Below are 19157 nucleotides of genomic sequence, written 5' to 3'. Positions count from 1 at the left end.
CGCTCCGTCAGGCGGCCAGCGCTTGCTTGCGCAGGCGCTGGAAATAGACGTCCTCCAGATCGGGAGCGACCTGTTCGAAACCCGGCTCCGGGCAATCGGTACTGAACACGTGGATCACCGGGTGGCCGGCAATCAGGCGTGTGGACAGCACGGTGAAGCGTGCCTCGTAATCGGGCAATGCCTGCTTGCTGACCTGTTTGCGCCAGACCTGCTGTTGCAGCATGTCGATCGCATCGGCGGGCCGCCCGGTCAGCAGCACCTGGCCCTTGTTCATGATGGCCATCGTCGGGCACAGGTCGGTGACATCTTCGACGATGTGGGTGGACAGGATCACCACGACGTTTTCGCCGATTTCGGCCAGCAGATTGAGAAAGCGATTGCGCTCTTCCGGATCCAGCCCGGCGGTGGGCTCGTCGACGATGACCAGCTGCGGATTGCCCAGCAGCGCCTGCGCGATGCCGAAGCGCTGGCGCATGCCGCCGGAATAGGTACCGAGCTTGCGCTTGCGCGCATCCCACAGATTGACCTGCTGCAACAGCCGCTCGACCACCTCCTTGCGTTGGCTGCGATCGGTGAGCCCCTTGAGCACGGCGAAGTGATCGAGCATGTCCAGCGCGCTGACCTTCGGGTACACACCGAAATCCTGTGGCAGATAGCCCAGCCGGCACCGCAACGCATCCTTGTCGGTGAGCACGTCGATGCTGCTGCCGTCGGCGCCGGTCAGGCTGACGCTGCCCGAATCGGGCTCCTGCAGCGTGGCCAGCGTGCGCATCAGCGACGACTTGCCGGCGCCGTTTGGCCCCAGCAGTCCGAACATGCCGCGAGGGATGTCGAGCGTGACGCCTTGCAGCGCATGTACGCCATTGGCGTAGGTCTTGGACAGTGCACGGATCTGCAGCATGGACGGTTCCTGTGTCCCGGGATTAATGGATCTTCACGACGTTGCCGCATCGCCGCATCCACCGAAAGTCACGGCGACGATCAGCCATGCCCCTACGACGAGCCCCGGTGGCAGATGTGACCAACCCTGCCAGGTCTGTAGTGCTCAACCGACCTCGTACAGCTCCAGCGGCAAGTCATCCGGGTCGGCGAAGAAGGTGAAGCGGCGGCCGGTGTACTCGTCGATGCGGATGTCCTCGGTGGCCACGCCGTGCACAGCAAGATGCGCCACGGCCGCGTCCAGATCCTCGACGCGGAAAGCGAGATGGCGCAGGCCGCGTGCTTCCGGGCGGCTGGGGCGCAGCGGTGCGTCGGGAAACGAAAACAGCTCGATCTGGCCGCCATCCGGCAGTGCCAGGTCCAGCTTCCAGGAGTCGCGCGCCTGCCGGTAATGCTCATCGAGCAGCCGCAGGCCCAGGACGTCGCAGTAGAACCGTTTGGAGACCGCGTAGTCGCCGGCAATGATCGCCACGTGGTGGATGCCGGAAAGCATCATGCGGCGCCTCGCACGCATTGCGGACACTGGCGCTGCCCCGAGGCCAGCACGAATGCACGATGCGCGGCGACAGCGACCAGGGCTGCGAGACGTGCCGGCACCCGGGCGGCACTGCGCTGCGTCTGCGCCGCCGTGCGTGTGTGCAGAAGGTATGGCATGGCAACAGTCCGGATGAGCAGTCACGAGGATACGCCCGCGCCCGGAGCGTGTCGTGCAGGCCGGGCCGAGCGCGAAGCGTACGTGGGCCGATCGCGGCACGACGTGCCGCAGGGCAGCCTGCGTTATCTGGCTGCACGTCACGCCTGGCCATCGCATGGCTGTGCTCGCCTGGCTGCGCGTGGCAGGATGCGCTGCCACCGATCAGACACGCCTATGCCCGAGTCGTCGTCCACCGCCGCACCGCAATTTCAGCGCAGCATGCAGGTGCGCCATCTGGTGATGTTGTCGCTGGGCGGGGTCATCGGCACCGGGTTGTTCTTCAATACCGGCTACATCATCGCCAGCACCGGCGCGCTCGGTACGGTGATCGCGTATCTGATCGGCGCGCTGGTGGTGTACCTGGTGATGCAGTGCCTGGGCGAGCTGGCGGTGGCGATGCCGCAGACCGGCGCCTTTCATGTGTATGCCGCGCGTTATCTCGGCCCGGCCACCGGGTACGTGGTGGCGTGGCTGTACTGGCTGACCTGGACGGTGGCGTTGGGCTCGAGCCTGACCGCGGCAGCGTTCTGCATGCAGTACTGGTTCCCGCACACGCCTGCATGGCCGTGGTGTCTGTTGTTCTGCGCGCTGATCTTCGCCCTGAACACGGTGTCGGCGCGCTGGTTTGCCGAAGGCGAATTCTGGTTCTCACTGATCAAGGTGATCACGATTGTGCTGTTCATCGTGCTCGGTGGCGCGGCGGTGATCGGCGTGCTGCCGTTGGCCGATGGGTCGCCGGCGCCGGGATTGCGCCACCTGCGCGCCGACGGCTGGTTTGCACAAGGCACGCTGCCGATCCTGATGACGATGGTGGCGGTGAACTTCGCCTTTTCCGGCACCGAGTTGATCGGCGTGGCCGCGGGCGAAACCGCGCAGCCGGCGCGCGCGATTCCGCTGGCGATCCGCACCACGCTGGTACGGCTGGTGGTGCTGTTCGTCGGCACCGTGCTGGTGCTTGCCGCGTTGCTGCCGGCCGAGCAGGCGGCAGTGGACACCAGCCCGTTCGTGCGCGCGTTCGAGCTTTTGGGCATCCCGTATGCGGCCGACATCTTGAATGCGGTGATCCTCACCGCGATCCTGTCGGCGGCCAATTCCGGCCTGTATGCGGCCGCGCGCATGCTGTGGTCGCTGGCCAACGAGGGCACGCTGCCGGCGCGGCTGGCACGCCTGACAAGACGCGGCATTCCCCTGCCGGCCTTGCTGTTGAGCATGTTGGGCGGCCTGTTGGCGCTGCTCACCGGCGTCTACGCGGCTGATACCGTGTTCGTGGCGATTTCGGCGGTGTCCGGTTTTGCGGTGGTGGTGGTGTGGCTGAGTATCTGCGCCTCGCACTACGTCTTTCGACGCCAGTTGCTGCGCGACGGCATCGCGCCGGAGAGCCTGGCCTACCGCGCGCCGTGGTATCCGTGGACGCCGCTGCTGGGCTTCGCGCTTTGTCTGCTGGCCTGCATCGGCCTGGCATTCGATCCGCAGCAGCGCATTGCGCTGTGGTGCGGCATCCCGTTTGTGGCGCTGTGCTATGGCGCCCATGCACTCACCAAATGGCTTGCGAGCAGGAGGCAACCCGCATGACGATTCTTCCGCGCCAGCCGCGCGCCGGTGCGCCTTTCAGCCAGGCGCTGCAGCATGACGGTTACGTGCTGCTCGATGGCGCGCTCGCCACCGAACTGGAACAACGCGGCTGCGATCTCAACGATGCGCTGTGGTCGGCGCGCGTGCTGATGGAGCAGCCGGAGCTGATTTATCAGGTACATCGCGACTATTTTGCTGCCGGCGCGCAGTGCGCCATCACCGCCAGCTACCAGGCCACGCCGTTGGGCTTTGCCGCGCGCGGGCTGGATCTGGCGCAGTCGCAGGCGCTGATCGCGCGCAGCGTGGCCTTGGCTGCACAGGCGCGCGCCGATCATCTGCAGGCGCAACTGCAGGACGCGCCGTTATGGGTGGCCGGGTCGGTCGGGCCATATGGCGCGTACCTGGCCGATGGCTCGGAATACCGCGGCGACTACGCGCTGCCGCTGGCGCAACTGATGGACTTCCATCGCCCGCGCATCGCCGCGTTGGCCGAGGCGGGGGTGGATGTGCTGGCTTGCGAGACGCTGCCGTCGGCCAACGAGATCGTCGCGCTGCGCCTGCTGCTGGAGGAGTTCCCGCAGCTGCATGCGTGGTTCTCGTTCACCCTGCGCGATGCGGCACATTTGAGCGATGGCACCGCGCTGGCGCAGGTGGTGCCCGCCCTGGATGCCTGCGCGCAGGTGATCGCGCTGGGCATCAACTGCATTGCGCTGGAACAGGTGACCGCCGCGTTGCAGACGCTGTCCGCGCTGACGGCGCTGCCGCTGGTGGTGTATCCCAATTCCGGCGAGCACTACGATGCCGGCGCAAAACAGTGGCACGCCGGCAGCGCGAGCGCATGCACCCTGTTCGATCAGCACGCGCAGTGGCTGGCGGCCGGCGCGCGGCTGATCGGCGGTTGCTGCCGCACCACGCCGCGCGATATCGCCGCACTGGCGCGTGCGCGCGTGGCGGGCTGAGCTGGCTCAGCCCTTCTGCGTGGCGATCCAGCGTTGGATCTTCTCCTGCAGGATATCCAGCGGCACCGAACCGTCCTTGAGCACCTCGGTGTGGAAGGCGCGCACATCGAAGCGCGGGCCCAGTTCGCGTTGCGCCTGCTCGCGCAACTGCGCGATCTTCATCTCGCCGACCTTGTAGGACAGCGCCTGGCCGGGGATGGCCATGTAGCGGTCCACCTCAGCCTCGGCATCGGTCCGGGTCATGGCCGAGTTGTTGAGCATGTAGTCGATCGCCTGCGTGCGGGTCCAGCCCTTGCTGTGCAGGCCGGTGTCGGTGACCAGGCGAATCGAGCGCCACAACGCGTTCTGCAGATAGCCGTAGTAATTGTACGGGTCCTGATACAGGCCCAGTTCGCGCCCCAGCGATTCGGCGTACAGCCCCCAGCCCTCGATATACGCGGTCTCGCCACCCAGGCGGCGGAACTTGGGCAGGTCGGTCAGCTGCTGCTGCAGCCCGAGCTGGAAGTGGTGGCCGGGGATGGCCTCGTGCAGATACAGGCTTTCGGTCTCCCAGGTCCTGCGCGCGTCCAGGTCGGAGGTGTTGACGTAGAACACCCCCGGCGTGCTGCCGTCGCCGCTGGGGCGCATGTACGAGCCGCTGGCGGCCGACTGCGCACGCTGCGGTTCCACCACGCGCACTTCCAGCGCCGGCATGCCCTGGGTATTGAACAGGCGCGGCACCGCCGCTTGCACGCGTCCCTGCAGGCCACGGTAATAGCCCAGCAATTCGGTTTCGCTGCGGAACGCGAAGCGCTTGTCGGTCTGCATGAACTTGTAGAACTTGGGCAGGTTGCCGCGGAACCTGACCTGCTTGGCCAGCGCGGCGATCTCGCCCTGCAGCCGCGCGACCTCGTCCAGCCCGACCTGGTGGATCTGCTCCGGAGTCAGGTCGGAGGTGGTGCTCTGGCGCACGTCGTAGGCGTACCAGGCCGCGCCATTGGGCAGCGCGGTCAGGCCGTCGGTGTCACGGCAGGCGGGCAGGTACTCGGTGGCGATGAAGCCGCGCAGCGCCCGGTACGCCGGCATGATCCGCACTTCGATCAGGCGCTTGTATTCGGCGGTGATGCGCTGCTTGTCGGCCTCGGGCATGTCTGCCGGCAGGTTGCGCACCGGGCCCCAGAACAGGCTGTCTTCGGCATTGCGCGCGATGATTGCGTCCAGCTGCGGCAGCACCTTCTGCATCAGCACCTTCGGCTGCACCACGCCGGCCTGCATGCCGGCGCGCATGTTGGTGATCGCCTGGTCGAACAGGTCCGGGATGCCGACGGCGCGCCGCGACCAGTTGTCGTAGTCCTTGACCGTCTTGAACGGCTGCGCGCCGGTGCCCGAGCCCAGCACCACCGCGATGCTGGCGATGTTGTAGAACTGGTTGATCGGCAGCATCCAGCTGGGGAACTGCTCGGCCGCCAGTGCGCTACGCGCATCGCGCACGAAGATCTGGTAGCTCAGCAGGTCCTGTCCGCTCAGGCCGTCCGGCCCCAGCGCCTCGGCCTTGCCCAGCCACAGCACGGTGAAGTCGTGCGATTGCTGCCGGAACGCTGGCGACAGGAAATTGGGCAGCTGGTCGTTGTAGCGGGTCTCGCCCTGGAAGGTGGCCTGCAGCGGGTTGAGCTTGAGCGAGGCATCCCAGTACTGGTCGTAGAGCAGGTTGAGTTGCTGCGCCTTGGTCAGCACCACCGGTGCGGCCACTGCACGCGGCCTGGGCTTGGCGGCTTTGCCACCCTTGGCGGCCTTGGTGGTTCTGGCGGCCGGCTTGGTGGCCTTCTTGCCTTTGCTCGCCTTCGCGCGCGTTTGCGTGGTCTGTGCCTTGCCGGTCTTCTTCTTGGCCGCATCGGCGGGCGCTGCCACTGAGAGGCTCAGCACGGCGGCCAGGGCCAGGGACAGCAGGCGGGAAAAGCTGAGGGGCATTACCGGCTCCGGGAACAAGCGAGCGGGGAGCTTGCCCGATCCGCACCGTTCCGGCCACCCATCCGGCGCACGGGGCGCGCCTGGAATTCATGAAGCACACTACGCACGCCTGCAGCACGCAGGCATGTTGCAGTGCGATAGGCTTGCGCACATGCCAAGTGATGAATCGACATGCGGGACGCAGGTGCCCGTGCAGGGTGGGCAGGGCTTCTGGCGCGATCCGGCGTTGCCCTTCGTCGAACTGCGCCAGGTGATCAACAGCCGCAGCCTGTGTTATGCCGCGCATACACACGAGCAATGGTCGGTGGGCGCGGTCGACCGCGGGCTTGCGCGTTATCGCAATGGACGCATGAGGGCGCAGGTGGGCGCGCGGTCGCTGACCCTGATCAACCCGGGCGATGTGCATGCCTGCAATCCGGATCAGCAGCAGGACTGGTCGTTCCGCATGCTGTATCTGGACGTGGCGTGGCTGCGCGAACAGCAACGCGCACTCGGCCTGGCCGCCAACGCGGATGTGCACATGCTGGCAGCACCGCTGTGCCAGACCCCGGCAGCCTATGCCGCCTTCGAGCGCATGCATGCCGTGTTGATCGATGGCAATGCCGATGCGCTTGCACGCGAGAGCGCGTTGATCGCCTTCGTGGCGCGGCTGCATCTGCATGTGGAGCCGATGCATCGTGCGCTTGCGGTTGATACCGGGCCAATGCGACAGGTGGCCGAGTATCTGCAGACCCATCATGCGCGTGCGGTATCGCTGCGCGAGCTGTGCACGCTGGCCGGGATGCCCGCGCCGCGGCTGATTCGCGGTTTTCGTCAGGCCCACGGGATGACCCCGCATGCGTACCTGCTGGACTGCCGTTTCCAGCGTGCACGTGAGGCCTTGCGGCGCGGTGGCGGCATTGCCGAGGTCGCCTATGCGCATGGCTACGCCGACCAGGCGCACCTGCAGCGCAGCTTCAAACGCGCCTGGGCGGTGACACCAGGGCGTTATCGCGATGCCGTGCCCCATTCCATCATCAGATAGACCGCGCTCAGCACAAGCAGCGCGGCCAACACCCGGTTCAAGCGCCGTAGCTGTTTAGGCACCTGCACATGCCGCCGCAGCGCTGCGCCGGCCAGCAACCAGCACGCCAGCGAGGGATAGCAGACCAGCGCATACAACGCCGCAAAACCCGCCAGTTGCGTGGTGCCTGCCGTCGCATACAGGGCAACGCCGGAGGTCGCAGCCAACCAGGCCTTGGGGTTGAGCCATTGCATCGCCGCACCGGTCCAGAACGAGGCAGCCGGGCGCGCCCCGTCGGTGTGGATGACGCCATCGTCGCGCAGCAGGCGCCAGGCCATGTAGAGCAGGAACCCCACCCCGGCCAGATGCAAGGCACGGCCGAGCAGCGGCCAGCGCAGCAACACCTGCTGCAGTCCCAGGCCCACCAACAGCAGCAGCGCGACGAAGCCGACGGTGGCGCCGATCACGTGGCCATGCCCGGCACGCGCGCCGGCACTGGCGCCGGTGCTCAGCGCGACCAGGTTGACCGGCCCGGGCGAAATCGAGCACACCAGCGCAAAGCTGGCCATTGCGACAAGATGGTCCATGGCGCGGAATCCGTAGCGGGGCGCACCAGCATGGCTGGCGACCGCAGCCGCGGATTGAACAAAATTTCGATGGGCGGCCGCTGCGGCCTTCGCATGATCGGCAAGCGCAGCGAACGGGCGGCAGGCGGGCTGCGCGCAAGACCAAGGGGCCGGTTCGATGCCGCCGCCCCGGGCGCCGGTCGTTGCCCTGCAGCGATGCGGCCGGCAGGCTTCCGCGTTGTCAGCCGGAGGCGGCTTCTTCGCGCAGCTGCTCGGCGCGCTCGGCGCCCAGGTATGCGCCGATCGCACGGCGCGCCAGATACAGCAGCGGGATCAATGCAATCGCAAAGCCCATCTTGTAGACGTAGTTGAGCGTGCTCACCGCCAGGAACTGGTCGATGGACCAGTGCTGCGGTCCGAGCACGAAGGCGATGTAGATCACCACGAAGCTATCCACCAGTTGCGACACTGCCGTGGAGCCGGTGGCACGCAGCCACACGTGCTTTTCGCCGGTGGCGCGGCGGATGCGATGGAACACCGACACGTCGATCAACTGGCCGAACAGGAACGCCACCAGCGAGCCGCCGATCGTCCATAGGCCCTGGCCGAACACCGCTGCAAAGGCCGCCTGGTAGTCGGGCACGCCCTGGCCCTGCGCCGCAGTGACCCACCAGGCTGCCGGCGCCAATGCGATCGCCGCAAACGCGAACACGAAGCCGTAGCCGATCAGCACCACCGCCACCCACGAGATGAAACGCACCCCGCGGCTGCCGAAGAACTCGTTGATGGTGTCGGTCATGATGAACACCACCGGCCACAACAAGGTGCCGGCGGTGAAGCTGAGCGAGCCGGTCTGGCCGAACAGGTTCCAGTTCAACGGTGCGATGCCGAGCGTGTCTTCCAGCGCGAAGATCTTGACGCCGATGAACTCGGCCAATGCCGCGTTGACGCAGAAGAACGCGGCCAGCGCAATGAACAGGCGGACCGCACGATCGTCGAGGATACGCGGCTGTGTCATGGCTTCAGCGATCCGCCGTGCGAGTGAAGGGAACCGAGTCGGGCGCCACTGCGCCGCCGGAGATGATGAAACTCATGGCCTGATCCACGCTCCAGTCGGTGGGCGTGAGCAGCTCCACCGGCACGATCTCCAGATAGCCGGAGGTCGGGTTGGGCGTGGTCGGCACATACACCGCGGCCAGCTCGCGGCCGGTGCCCTGTTCCTTGATCACCCGCGTCACCAGGCCGACCGACTTCATGTCCCGGTGCGGGAAGTCGATCAGCACCACGCGCTGGGTGCTGCCGGGCTGGGTCTGCAGGATGTCGAGCAGTTTGCGCGCGCTGTCGTACACCACGCTGGCCAGCGGGATGCGTCGCATGATCGCCTCGAACCAGCGCAGCAGGCGCTGGCCGATCACGCGCCGGCTCAGGATGCCGACGAACAGGATCACGCCCACGGTGGCGACCAGCGCGATGGTGTTCTGCACCCACAGCGCCTTGATCCAGCCCAGATAATCGGGGAACGAGGCAGCGATGCGTTCGGACAACGGCACCACCCATGGGCTGCTGATGCCTGACAACAGCGAGAACACGAACTTCACCACCACCCAGGTCAACCAGACCGGCAGCAGAGTGAGCAAACCGGTCAGAAAGACGCGTTGCAGGGAAGGGCGGGGATGCGGAGTGGGGGATTCGGACATGCATGCATTGTAGGCATTCGGCCGCGCCCGGTGCAGGCGCATGGCGCGCTCTGTTCGCCGGGGAGACGGCAAGTGCGCATCGGCGCCATGTAACTCGCGGGTCTGCTCAGGCCGCTCTAAGATGACGCAGCTCATCCACGGACGGTTGCCGCCGCATGCTCGCCAAATTCCTCAAGTCGGCCCTGCTTGGCCTATGCATCCTGATCGTCGTGCTGGTGGCGCTGTATGCCATCTCCGCGCGCTGGCCAATCCCCGACGCGCAGCGCCAGGCCTTGGCACAGATCGATCAGCCACCGGCCGCAGCGCCGGCAGGCTCGAATTTATTTGCGGCACTCTGGTTGCTGCCGTATGCCGTGCCGGCTACCGAACAGGAAGGAGTGCTGGCGCGCGATCTGCAGCGGTTTGCGCACGCCAGGATTGCGGCCGGTTTCGTCAGCGACGCAGCGCGCTATCCGCGCACGCCGCCGTGGCCGGCCGCCGCAACGCCCAAGTGCAACTGGTCCACCCCGGACTGCCTGGACAAGGTGCGCGCCCAGCCACAAGCCTATGCCGATGCGCTGATGTCACAGGCACCGCTGCTGCAGCGCGCCGCCACCCTGTCATCGCATGCTTCCTACCGCAATCTGTTTCCGGCCCGTGCCGACACACCGCTGCCCGAGTTGCAGGCGCTGAGGTTGCCGATGACCCGGCACGCGCTGGACTTCGTCCAGGGTCGCCAGCAGGCGGCGCTGTCCGGCGTGTGTGCGGATGCGCAGGTGGCACGCGTGTTGCTGCGCAGTAACGACACGCTGATGGCGACGATGATCGGCGCAGCCATGTTGCGCGGTAACGCCGAGCTGTTCACCGGCATGCTGAGCGAGCTGCCGTCCACCCAGCCGTTACCTGCGCATTGCCAAGCGGCATTTGCGCCGTTGACGATGGATGAGACCAGCCTGTGTGGGGGGCTACGCGGCGAAGCACGCCTGGTCAGCGCCAATTACCGCGCAGTCGTTGGAGCCGACGACGAGCAGCAGCGCTGGTACGACAGGTTGGCAGCACCGCTGCTGGATGTCGAACGAACCCGTGCACTGACCGCGCCTTACTACACCTGGGCCTGCCATGTCGACGTTCGTACGCAGCTGGAACAGGACCGCAAGGTGCCGACCAGTGCCGTACCTGCCGCGCCAACAGTAACTTTCGCCTGTGTCGCCAATGCAATCGGCTGCGTGTTCGCCGATGTGGAGCACATGGATAGCGTGCAGTATCAATGGCAACTGCAGGATCTGGCCGCGACAACGCGACTGACCTCGGCAGTGCTGTGGCTACGTGCGCATCCCGCCGAGCAACAGACGCTGGTGCAGCGCCTGGATCACCTGCCCGCCACGCTGATCCGACCGGGACGCGACATCACCGCGGGCAAGGATGGAAAGACGCTGCAACTGCCGCGTTACGCACGTGGCGATCATGCCAACCTGCAGATGCCATTGGCGGCAAGCAAGCTGGCGCAGACAGCAGCGACGCAAGGCACGCCGTGACGCTTGCAACTGCAGAAGCGGACAACAGCGCAGGCAAGCACGTGTCGACGATCCCATAACGAAAAACGCCGCCCGGGAACCGATCCCGGACGGCGTTGTCAGTCACCGTCTCAGCGTGACGTCACCGGCTTAGAAGCGGAAGTTCAACCAGCCCATCACGAAGGTCGAATCGCCGTAACCGGCTTTCTCGAGCGCAGGCCCCGCCATCAGGTGTTCGGCGCGGAAGGTCACCGACCAGTTCGGGTCGATGTTCCAGGTGGCGTTGATGCGCGGCATGGTGCCGATGCGGCGCTCGCCGGTGCTCTGCGTGCGGGCGTAGGCGCGTGCCTGGTTGTTGTAGATCGCATCGCTGGTGGTCTGTCGCCACAGGGTTTCCCATTCCAGGTTCACGGTGATCTTGGAGGTGGGGGAGAAGGTGAACGTGGGCGCGGCAGTGACCAGGTTGACCGGGCCGAAGAACGTCGCCCAGCTGAAGTAGATCGTATTGCCGTACAGGAAGTTGTTGTTGCGCAGCGTGCCGGTGCCGGAGGTGCCACCGCCACCGGAAGCGATTTCGCTATGGAAGCCCAGGCGCGGTTTCCAGCCCGATTCGCTAAGCGACCAGGCATTGGAGGTGCTGGCCATGTAGGCACGCAGGTCGCGCCCGCCGAAGCTGCCGCGCTGCACGGTCACGAACGAGTCGGTGCGCAGCTTGCCCACATTGCCCCACAGGCGCAGGCCGTAATAGTTGCGGTTTTCTTCGGCGGTCTGCCGGCCCCAGACCTGATTGTCGTTGCGGAACTGGTAGAAGAACGGCTCCAGGTACATCGGCTTGGCGGTCGGCATGCGATAGCCGCCGACCACGCCGCGGAAATGCCGCGAGCGGTCGATGCGATCGTCGCCCAGGCCTTCGGTGCCATCCAGGTTGAAGTTGAAATCGAACAGGTCCACACGGGTCTTTTCGCCGATCGCCCAGGCGCGCACACCGTTGAAGGTCACGAAGATATCGGTGTTGTCGCGCAATGCCATCAGCGTGGTGGGGCCATCGACAAACACCTGGCGGCCCACGCGCAGGCCGAGGTCGGCATCGTTGACGCGTCCTTTCACATCGAAGAACACCTGCTGCAGGATCGCGTTGTTTTCCTGCGTACCGGTCTTGGCACCCTCGTTGCGTCCATCCAGGCTGCCGTGCGCCAGTTCCGTATACAGACGGAAGTGCTCGCCGACATGAAGGTCGGCGCCGAAGAACGCGCGCAACAGATACTGCTGCTGCGAGTGGCTGCCGGGAATCAGACCGGGATTGGTGATGGTGTTGCTGCGCACGCGCAGCTCGTTGCTGAGCGAGACATATACATCGCCCGACTCATTGAACGGAATGTACTTGAGCGGATCGAACGGGCTCTTGCGCTTGGAAGGATCCTTCAGATACGACCAGTCCTCGGCCCAACGCACCTGCCACATGTTGCCGCCCTGCTTGGCTCCCCAGCCCTGCGCTTCGAGCGGATACCCCTTGGCTGTCACGGGCGCCGCAGGAGCGGCAGGCGCTGCCTTCGCCGGTTCCGGCTGGGTCTGCTCGGCATTGACCGGCGCGGTCTGCGCCTGCGCAAACCCCAGTGCCGGCAGTGACAACCCGATCGCCAAGCACAGGCGCCGGGTGGCGCCAAAGGAAGTTTCAGCCATGGCCGGCTGTGCCAAGCGTGCTAGTCGCATCGTGTCGCCCTATCGAAAAAGTGAGTCGTCTGAGCGAGTGGTATCGGCCCAGTGGGCAATGACTGTAGTGGAGCGCTGCCGCAAAGGGAGTAACCCAATGGTTCTAAGCACATGAGCGCTTTGATGAAGCCGGGAATGGGGAATCGGGAGTAGGGAATCGGTAGAGCACGCTTCATCGGCGGTGCATGACTTCCTCAGGAATAGGCGTTCGATACGCAAGCAATGGAGCGATCGCAGAACACATAAGCGTTGGGACGATCGAGGACTGCTTCTCCGATTCCCAACTCTCGATTCCCGATTCCCATGACTACCGGCACATTCACTATACCCAACTTCGCAATAGCATTGCCTTCGACCTAGCGGAGATGGCCGATGAGCGAACCCGATGCCTACCTGCGGAAATTCCAGAAGGAGCTGAGTGCCGGCACGGTGTCGCTGGCCCTGCTGGCAGTGCTGGCGCAGGCCGAGGAGCCGCTGTACGGCTATCTGATCGCCAAGCGGCTGGAGCGGCTGGACGGCGTGCTGAGCGGCAAGCAGAGCGCGCTGTATCCGGTGCTGCGCAATCTGGAAGGTGCAGGGCTGCTGCACAGCCATGTCGAGCCGTCCGCGTCCGGTCCGCCGCGGCGCTATTACCGCATTACCCAAACCGGGCGTGATTGCCTGCGCGACTGGACCGCCGCCTGGCGCGCCACCCGCGATTCCGTTGACTCAGTGCTGGAGGGGACTCACTCATGACGACCATTGCGCAGGCACGTCCGTTGCCGACCACCATTCCCGATTACCTGGCGCAATTGCGCCAGGCCCTGGCCGGCGCGGACCCGGCGATGATCCAGGATGCGCTTTACGACGCCGAGGAATATCTGCGCGCCGAACTGGCCGAACACGCCGGCAAGAGCGAAGCGGAGGTGATCGCCGGCGTGGCAGGCAGCTACGGCGCGCCGGATGAAGTGGCCGAGATCTATCGCGAAACCGAAGTGACGGTGACACGTGCACTGCGCCCGCCGCTACCGCCCAAACGCAGTTCGTGGTTCGGCAGGTTCTTCAGCGTGGCTGCCGATCCGCGCACCTACGGCGCGCTGTTCTACATGCTGTTGTCGCTGGTCACCGGTGTGTTCTATTTCACCTGGGTGATCACTGGTGCGAGCCTGTCGGCCGGGCAGGACACGCCGCAAGTACGTCCCTGTAGGCTCTGGCGCGGCATCCATGCCGCTCAAGGTCCCGCGACAGTGGGCGGGCAAGGACCCGTCGGGATGGTCGGTGCGTAAAGTTTAAGAGCAGTGCGTAAGGCGCATTGTTCGATAGGGATGCGCCGGGTCAAGGTCCGAGGTACGTCGCGCGACCACCGACCAACTCTCTGGTGCGGTGTCCTTGCCGCTTGCGGGACCGTGTGGCGGCATGGATGCCGCCACCGAGCCTCCACGGACGGATGCACGGCGTGTCCCGCGAGCGGCCAGGGCGCCGCGCGCTCGGCCAAGTAGTGCCCCGTCTTGGCTTGAACCAACAATCTGCCCATAAAAAACGCCCCTTGATCTCTTTCGATCAAGGGGCGTTTTTTCAGCCGATCAGGCGCGCTTGCCGCGCTTGCGGATCGGGGTGACGGTGGCCGGATCGCGGCTGCCCACCGGGTCGGCATCGTAGCGAGCGATGAATTCGCGCACCTGCGGGTACACCACTTCGCGCCAGCGACGGCCGCTGAAGATGCCGTAATGACCGGCACCTTCCACCACCAGATGACGGCGATGCGCCGCATCGATCCCGGTGCACAGATCGTGCACCGCTTCGGTCTGGCCGAGGCCGGCGATATCGTCCAGTTCGCCTTCGATGCTGAGCAGTGCGGTGTTGCGGATCGCCGAGGGCTTGACCAGCTGGCCATCCACTTTCCACTTGCCCTGCGGCAGCAGGAAGTCCTGGAACACCACGCGAATGGTGTCCAGGTAATACTCGGCCGGCATGTCGAGCACGGCGTTGTATTCGTCGTAGAACTGCCGATGCGCCTGCGCGTCCTGCAGGTCGCCCTTGACCAGGTCGGTGTAGAAATCCCAGTGCGACATCACGTGCCGATTGGGGTTCATCGACAGGAAACCGGCATGCTGCAGGAAGCCCGGATACACCTGCCGGCCATGGCCCGGATACGGGAACGGCACGGTATGGATCAGGTTGTTCTGGAACCACTCGATGCCGTTCTCGGTAGCCAGGTTGTTGACCTGGGTCGGGCTGCGGCGCGCATCGATCGGCCCGCCCATCATCACCAGCGAGCGCGGCGTGGGCTCATCGTTGGTGGCCATCAATGACACCGCCGCAAGCACCGGCACGGTGGGCTGGCACACGCTCACCACATGCAGGCGCTCGGCGCCGATGTGACGGATGAACTCCTGGATGTAGCTGATGTAATCCTCGAGCCGGAAAGCACCGGCTTCCAGCGGCACCATGCGCGCGTCCACCCAGTCGGTCACGTAGACCTTGTGGTTGCGCAGCAGCGTGCGCACGGTGTCGCGCAGCAGGGTGGCGTGGTGGCCGGACAACGGCGCCACCACCAGCACGGCTGGCTGCTGCTTCATCGTGCCGATCAGCTCGACATGGTCGCTGAAACGTTTGAAGCGCAGCAGACGGCAGAACGGCTTGCTCAGCACCTCGCGTTCGATGATCGGCAGCGAGTGGCCGTCGACCTCGACATCGTCGAGCGCCCAGGCCGGCTTTTCGTATTCCTTGCCCAGGCGATGGAACAGCTCGTTGCTGGCCGCCATGCGTTCGGCGCCCGGGAGCGAGGCCCACAGACTGTCGGGGTCGGAAAACATCTTGGCGTTCGCCTGGGCCTGGTGCACCCAAGGCGCTAGCAGATTGCGGGTCAGCTCGTGCAGTTGATAAAGCATTCCACCCATCCGTGCGGCTCTTTGCTGCCGCGCAGCATACCCCCTTTGGCGCATTTGCACCTTAATGGGGCTGCGGACGGTAGAGGCTGTCATACAACCTATGGCGGGCGCTAGCGGTTTGATTTGCCGCGATTTGCGTTGCCGCGATTGGTGATTTTTTTCGGACGACTGGGGCAACCGAAAGCCAGTGTTCGTCTCAGAAACATACGGCTAATGAACGAGCCCTCTTTCCTGCAGGGAAGGGATGAGTGAGGTACGGAGCGAAGCTCCAGTGCACTCAACCGCCACTGGTACTCAACCAGCATCAGGCTTCGCACATACCCTCATCCGCCCCTGCGGGGCACCTTCTCCCGGCGGGAGAAGGGAATAAAGCCCCTCTCCTGCGGGAGAGGGGTTGGGGTGAGGGTGCGTGGCGAAGCCACGCGCCATGCGTGCCTCAACCAGCCAACGTCCTGCTCAGCCGCGCTCCAGCGCAGACGCGTCATCGGCCAACTGCGGCGACAACCAGCAGTGCGAGCCGAGTGCAGCAAACCCCACGCCGGCGAAGCGGCGCCGATACCAACGCGCCGGCCGCGCCTGAAAGCCCTCGTGGTCGCCCTCGAAGGCGTCTTCTTCGGCAAACGCCTCCAGAAACGCCACGCCCGCGCACATCTCGGCCAGCCCCGGCAGCCCCTGGTTGAACTCGCGCGTGGGCACGTAATGCAGCACGTCCGAGCAGATCAGCAGATCCACCGGCGCGCAGGGGCGCAACCAGGCGAAATCGCCGAAGCGGGCAGGGTGGATCTGCCGGCTGCGTCCGTAACGCTGCACTGCATAGGCGCTGCTGTCGAAACCCAGGTAGCTCAGCTTGGGGCGTAGCGCCAACAATGGCGCGCGCCAGGCTGCTTCGCCGCAACCGATATCCAGCACGCTGCGGATCGGGCGCTCCAGATAGTACTCGGCCTGACTCACCGCCAGTGCGACCTTGCGTCGCAGGCGCGCTGGGTCGGCCAGCCCGGCATCCCGGTACCAGCGGCGGAAATAGTGGGCGTCGTACTGCTTGTCGTCGGGTTCGGACATGGACGTCAGGTGCTTTCGCGTCAGCGGATAGGTGAAAATGCGGGCCATCCTACGCCAGCCAGCGAAGCCAGCACATGACCCTGTACCTGTGGATCAAGACCTTCCATCTGTTGTTCGTCACTGCATGGATGGCGGCGGTGTTCTACCTGCCACGCATCCTGGTCAATATCGCCGAAGCCGGTGCCGAGCCTGCGGTGCGTACGCGCCTGGTGCTGATGGGGCGCCGTCTCTACAAATTCGGCCACAGCATGCTGGGGCTGGCGCTGCTGCTGGGCGCGGTGCTGTGGCAGGGCTATCGGGTGATTCCGGATTTCCCGACGATGGTGGCCGGTGGCTGGCTGCACGCAAAACTGTTTGCGGTGGCCTTGATCCTGGCGCATTACATCGTGGCCGGGCGCTGGTTGAAGGGCGTGGATCAGGGCCGCAGCGTGCCCAGCGGTCGCGCGCTGCGGCTGTTCAATGAAGTGCCGGTGGTGTTGCTCGTCGCGGTGATCTGGCTGGTGCTGGCCAAGCCGTTCTGAGCGCAGTTGAAGAACAGGCAGCGCGTGCGCCTGTCTGAAGGCCATGGATGGCTGTCGATGCGCAGCCGACGATGGGTGATTCGACCCATGCGGGTTTAGGCGCATGCGGGTTCAGAGGCGACGCCGCGCGCCGACGGCGGCATCACCTGGGCGAATCCACGCCGGGTCCAGCACAGTGGCCGACACGCATGTGCGACAAACGCGGGATCCGGGGATGTCTGCAGCCATGGTCGCGGGCTGGCGTTGTGCTCTGAGCAATCTGCGTCCAGGCTTGCCACAGCTGGTCGGCCGCTGCCGGTGGCGATCACGCGTCGATGCCGAGCTCGCTCAATCCCTTGCGTGCCATCTCGATCCAGGCACGCTGTTCGCGCTGGTAATGCCTGGGCGAGGCGGCTGCATGGCGCAGCACCTGCTCGAAGATGGCCTTGGCGTCCTGCGGGCGCGCGGCGCGCAACAACAGCTGCGCATAACGCACGCGTGCTTCCTCGCCCGGATAGCCTTGCGCAAGTGTTTCGTACTCGTGCAGCGCTTCGTCGATGCTGCCGCTGTCTTCGACTGCGCGCGCATACAGCAGGTGCCCGTCATGCGAGCGGAAGTTTGGATTGGCTGCGATCAACGCGTCCAGGGTCTTGCGTGTGTCTGCGGCCTGGCCCAAGCCATACTGGGCCTTGGCCAGGCCCAGCATCAGGTCCGGATCGTCCCGGTAGATGCCACGCAGCGCACCTTGATACAGCTCGGCCGCACGCGCGTAGTCGCCCTGTTCCAGCAGCGTCTGCGCGAGCCTGCGTCGATTTTCGGGAGTGTCGGCCACATCCAGCTGGCGTGAGGCGTCGCGCTGTTCGCGCTGCGGATCGATGCGCTGGCGCACCTTGCGCAGTCCACGGCGCGCCGTGGGGTCGTTGCGCAGGTCGGGGATCACCGCCACGCACACGTAGATCAACACCGCCAGCAACGAAAACGCCAGCAGGATGATGATCCAGTACAGCGGGCGTCCGCTGCGCACCACGTGCACGCAGCAGGCGGCCTGCAACACCAGCGACAGCAGAAGCAGCGGGCTCATATCCGAACAGGTCCTTCCATGGTGGCCAATCGTCTTGCTGGCTGGCGATGGTGCACGCAGCACCATCGCCTCGGCACACCGCCGATCAGTTGCCTTCGTAGGCGCCGTAGCTGCGCAGGCGCTCGTAACGACGCTGCAGCAGGCCTTCGACCGGCAGCTTTTCCAGCGCTTCCAGCTCATTGAGCAACACGGCCTTGAGGCGCTTGCCCATCTGTTCGGGATTGCGATGCGCGCCGCCGGTGGGTTCGCGGATCACCTTGTCGACCAGGCCCAGGCCCTTCAGGCGCTTGGCGGTCAGGCCGAGCTGCTCAGCGGCGTCCTTGGCCTTGGCCGCGTCCTTCCACAGGATCGAGGCGCAGCCTTCGGGCGAGATCACCGAATAGGTGCCGTATTCCAGCATCAAGGTGCGGTCGCCCACGCCGATCGCCAACGCGCCGCCAGAGCCGCCTTCGCCGATCACGGTGCAGATCACCGGCACTTTCAGCTCGGCCATCTCCAGCAGGTTGCGGGCGATCGCTTCGGACTGGCCGCGTTCCTCGGCGCCGATACCGGGGTAGGCGCCCGGGGTGTCGATGAAGGTCAGCAGCGGCAGGCGGAAACGCTCGGCCAGCTTCATCAGCCGCAGCGCCTTGCGGTAGCCCTCCGGACGCGGCATGCCGAAATTGCGGGCGACCTTGCTCTTGGTGTCGCGGCCCTTCTGGTGACCGATGATCACCACCGCGCGGCCATCAATGCGGCCCAGGCCACCGACAATCGCCTTGTCGTCGGCATAGGCGCGGTCGCCGGCCAGTTCCTGGAATTCGTCGCAGATGGTGTTGATGTAGTCCAGCGTGTACGGGCGCTGCGGGTGGCGCGCCAGCTGCGAAACCTGCCAGGCCGACAGGTCGCGGAAGATCTGTGCGGTACGCACGCGCAGCTTGTCGCGCAGCGCACGTACCTCGGTGTCCACGTTGACTGCAGGGCCGGTGCTGGCCTTGCGCAGTTCCTGGATCTTGGCTTCCAGATCGGCGATGGGTTGCTCGAAGTCGAGGTAGTTAGGATTCATGCAGTGGTGTCGTCAACGTAAG

The 19157-nt window shown here is 65.5% G+C and carries 17 protein-coding genes and 1 pseudogene; 7 read left to right on the top strand and 11 right to left on the bottom strand.

Annotation, left to right across the window (positions count from 1 at the left end; all coding sequences use genetic code 11):
- Positions 1-7: 7 nt before the first annotated feature.
- Both LL972_RS09775 and gloA2 read right to left on the bottom strand, forming a co-directional pair.
- A complete protein-coding gene (locus LL972_RS09775; RefSeq protein WP_228327426.1) occupies positions 8-901 on the bottom strand; it encodes an ABC transporter ATP-binding protein in 894 nt (297 codons plus the stop codon).
- A gap of 144 nt (positions 902-1045) precedes the next feature.
- Complete coding sequence (gloA2, locus tag LL972_RS09770; protein ID WP_228327425.1) at positions 1046-1435, bottom strand: SMU1112c/YaeR family gloxylase I-like metalloprotein; 390 nt, start codon at positions 1433-1435, stop codon at positions 1046-1048.
- 372 nt (positions 1436-1807) lie between these two features.
- On the opposite strand from gloA2, the gene mmuP reads away from it, so the two are divergent.
- The gene (mmuP, locus tag LL972_RS09765) at positions 1808-3205 is read left to right on the top strand and encodes an S-methylmethionine permease (RefSeq protein ID WP_228327424.1); all 1398 of its coding nucleotides are present in this window, start codon (positions 1808-1810) and stop codon (positions 3203-3205) included.
- The gene (gene mmuM / locus LL972_RS09760; protein ID WP_228327423.1) at positions 3202-4164 is read left to right on the top strand and encodes a homocysteine S-methyltransferase; all 963 of its coding nucleotides are present in this window, start codon (positions 3202-3204) and stop codon (positions 4162-4164) included. The genes mmuP and mmuM overlap by 4 nt, the downstream gene beginning before the upstream one ends.
- Before the next feature lie 6 nt (positions 4165-4170).
- Here mmuM and LL972_RS09755 read toward each other — a convergent pair whose 3' ends face one another.
- Positions 4171-6111 carry a DUF885 domain-containing protein gene (locus LL972_RS09755; protein WP_228327422.1) on the bottom strand — a complete coding sequence of 647 codons (1941 nt, stop codon included), beginning with the start codon at positions 6109-6111 and terminating at the stop codon, positions 4171-4173.
- Positions 6112-6295: 184 nt separating this feature from the next.
- Between LL972_RS09755 and LL972_RS09750 the strand changes: the two genes are divergently transcribed.
- Positions 6296-7135: an AraC family transcriptional regulator gene (locus LL972_RS09750; RefSeq protein WP_228327421.1), complete on the top strand. Its 840-nt coding sequence runs from the start codon at positions 6296-6298 to the stop codon at positions 7133-7135.
- Here the strand turns inward: LL972_RS09750 and LL972_RS09745 are convergent.
- From LL972_RS09745 to LL972_RS09735, 3 genes are all read right to left on the bottom strand, one after another.
- Positions 7099-7701 carry a LysE family translocator gene (locus tag LL972_RS09745; RefSeq protein WP_228327420.1) on the bottom strand — a complete coding sequence of 201 codons (603 nt, stop codon included), beginning with the start codon at positions 7699-7701 and terminating at the stop codon, positions 7099-7101. The genes LL972_RS09750 and LL972_RS09745 overlap by 37 nt on opposite strands.
- 220 nt (positions 7702-7921) lie before the next feature.
- Entirely contained in the window at positions 7922-8698 is a 777-nt protein-coding gene (locus LL972_RS09740; RefSeq protein ID WP_228327419.1) for a queuosine precursor transporter, read from the bottom strand.
- A 4-nt stretch (positions 8699-8702) separates the two neighbouring features.
- The gene (locus LL972_RS09735) at positions 8703-9377 is read right to left on the bottom strand and encodes a DUF502 domain-containing protein (protein ID WP_228327418.1); all 675 of its coding nucleotides are present in this window, start codon (positions 9375-9377) and stop codon (positions 8703-8705) included.
- Positions 9378-9532: 155 nt separating this feature from the next.
- Between LL972_RS09735 and LL972_RS09730 the strand changes: the two genes are divergently transcribed.
- Positions 9533-10891, top strand: coding sequence for a hypothetical protein (locus LL972_RS09730; protein ID WP_228327417.1), 1359 nt, complete (start codon positions 9533-9535; stop codon positions 10889-10891).
- Positions 10892-11020: 129 nt separating this feature from the next.
- Here LL972_RS09730 and LL972_RS09725 read toward each other — a convergent pair whose 3' ends face one another.
- Positions 11021-12580 (bottom strand): alginate export family protein, encoded by a 1560-nt coding sequence (locus LL972_RS09725; protein WP_228327416.1) that lies wholly within the window; start codon positions 12578-12580, stop codon positions 11021-11023.
- Between the two features lie 372 nt (positions 12581-12952).
- Here LL972_RS09725 and LL972_RS09720 point away from each other — a divergent pair, with 372 nt between their 5' ends.
- A complete protein-coding gene (locus LL972_RS09720; RefSeq protein WP_228327415.1) occupies positions 12953-13315 on the top strand; it encodes a PadR family transcriptional regulator in 363 nt (120 codons plus the stop codon).
- Positions 13312-13737 (top strand): annotated as a pseudogene (locus LL972_RS09715) (DUF1700 domain-containing protein); the annotation flags it as partial. The gene LL972_RS09720 and the pseudogene LL972_RS09715, both read left to right, overlap by 4 nt.
- A 405-nt stretch (positions 13738-14142) precedes the next feature.
- On the opposite strand, the gene LL972_RS09710 reads toward LL972_RS09715, so the two are convergent.
- Positions 14143-15450: a polyhydroxyalkanoate depolymerase gene (locus tag LL972_RS09710; protein ID WP_039520278.1), complete on the bottom strand. Its 1308-nt coding sequence runs from the start codon at positions 15448-15450 to the stop codon at positions 14143-14145.
- A gap of 456 nt (positions 15451-15906) precedes the next feature.
- Positions 15907-16509 carry a class I SAM-dependent methyltransferase gene (locus tag LL972_RS09705; RefSeq protein WP_228327414.1) on the bottom strand — a complete coding sequence of 201 codons (603 nt, stop codon included), beginning with the start codon at positions 16507-16509 and terminating at the stop codon, positions 15907-15909.
- A 74-nt stretch (positions 16510-16583) separates the two neighbouring features.
- Here LL972_RS09705 and LL972_RS09700 point away from each other — a divergent pair, with 74 nt between their 5' ends.
- Positions 16584-17030, top strand: coding sequence for a CopD family protein (locus tag LL972_RS09700; RefSeq protein ID WP_228327413.1), 447 nt, complete (start codon positions 16584-16586; stop codon positions 17028-17030).
- A 304-nt stretch (positions 17031-17334) separates the two neighbouring features.
- Here the strand turns inward: LL972_RS09700 and LL972_RS09695 are convergent, their stop codons facing one another.
- Both LL972_RS09695 and LL972_RS09690 read right to left on the bottom strand, forming a co-directional pair.
- On the bottom strand, positions 17335-18090 hold the full coding sequence (locus LL972_RS09695) for a tetratricopeptide repeat protein (RefSeq protein WP_228327412.1): 756 nt from the start codon (positions 18088-18090) through the stop codon (positions 17335-17337).
- An 85-nt stretch (positions 18091-18175) separates the two neighbouring features.
- Positions 18176-19135 carry an acetyl-CoA carboxylase carboxyltransferase subunit alpha gene (locus LL972_RS09690; RefSeq protein ID WP_053045248.1) on the bottom strand — a complete coding sequence of 320 codons (960 nt, stop codon included), beginning with the start codon at positions 19133-19135 and terminating at the stop codon, positions 18176-18178.
- Positions 19136-19157: the final 22 nt, after the last annotated feature.

Origin of the sequence: Xanthomonas campestris pv. asclepiadis, from assembly GCF_020784175.1 — a bacterium.
In the GTDB taxonomy this organism is placed as follows: domain Bacteria; phylum Pseudomonadota; class Gammaproteobacteria; order Xanthomonadales; family Xanthomonadaceae; genus Xanthomonas; species Xanthomonas campestris_D.
Note: the sequence above shows the minus strand (reverse complement) of the source record. Positions and strands in the feature narration are given on the sequence as shown.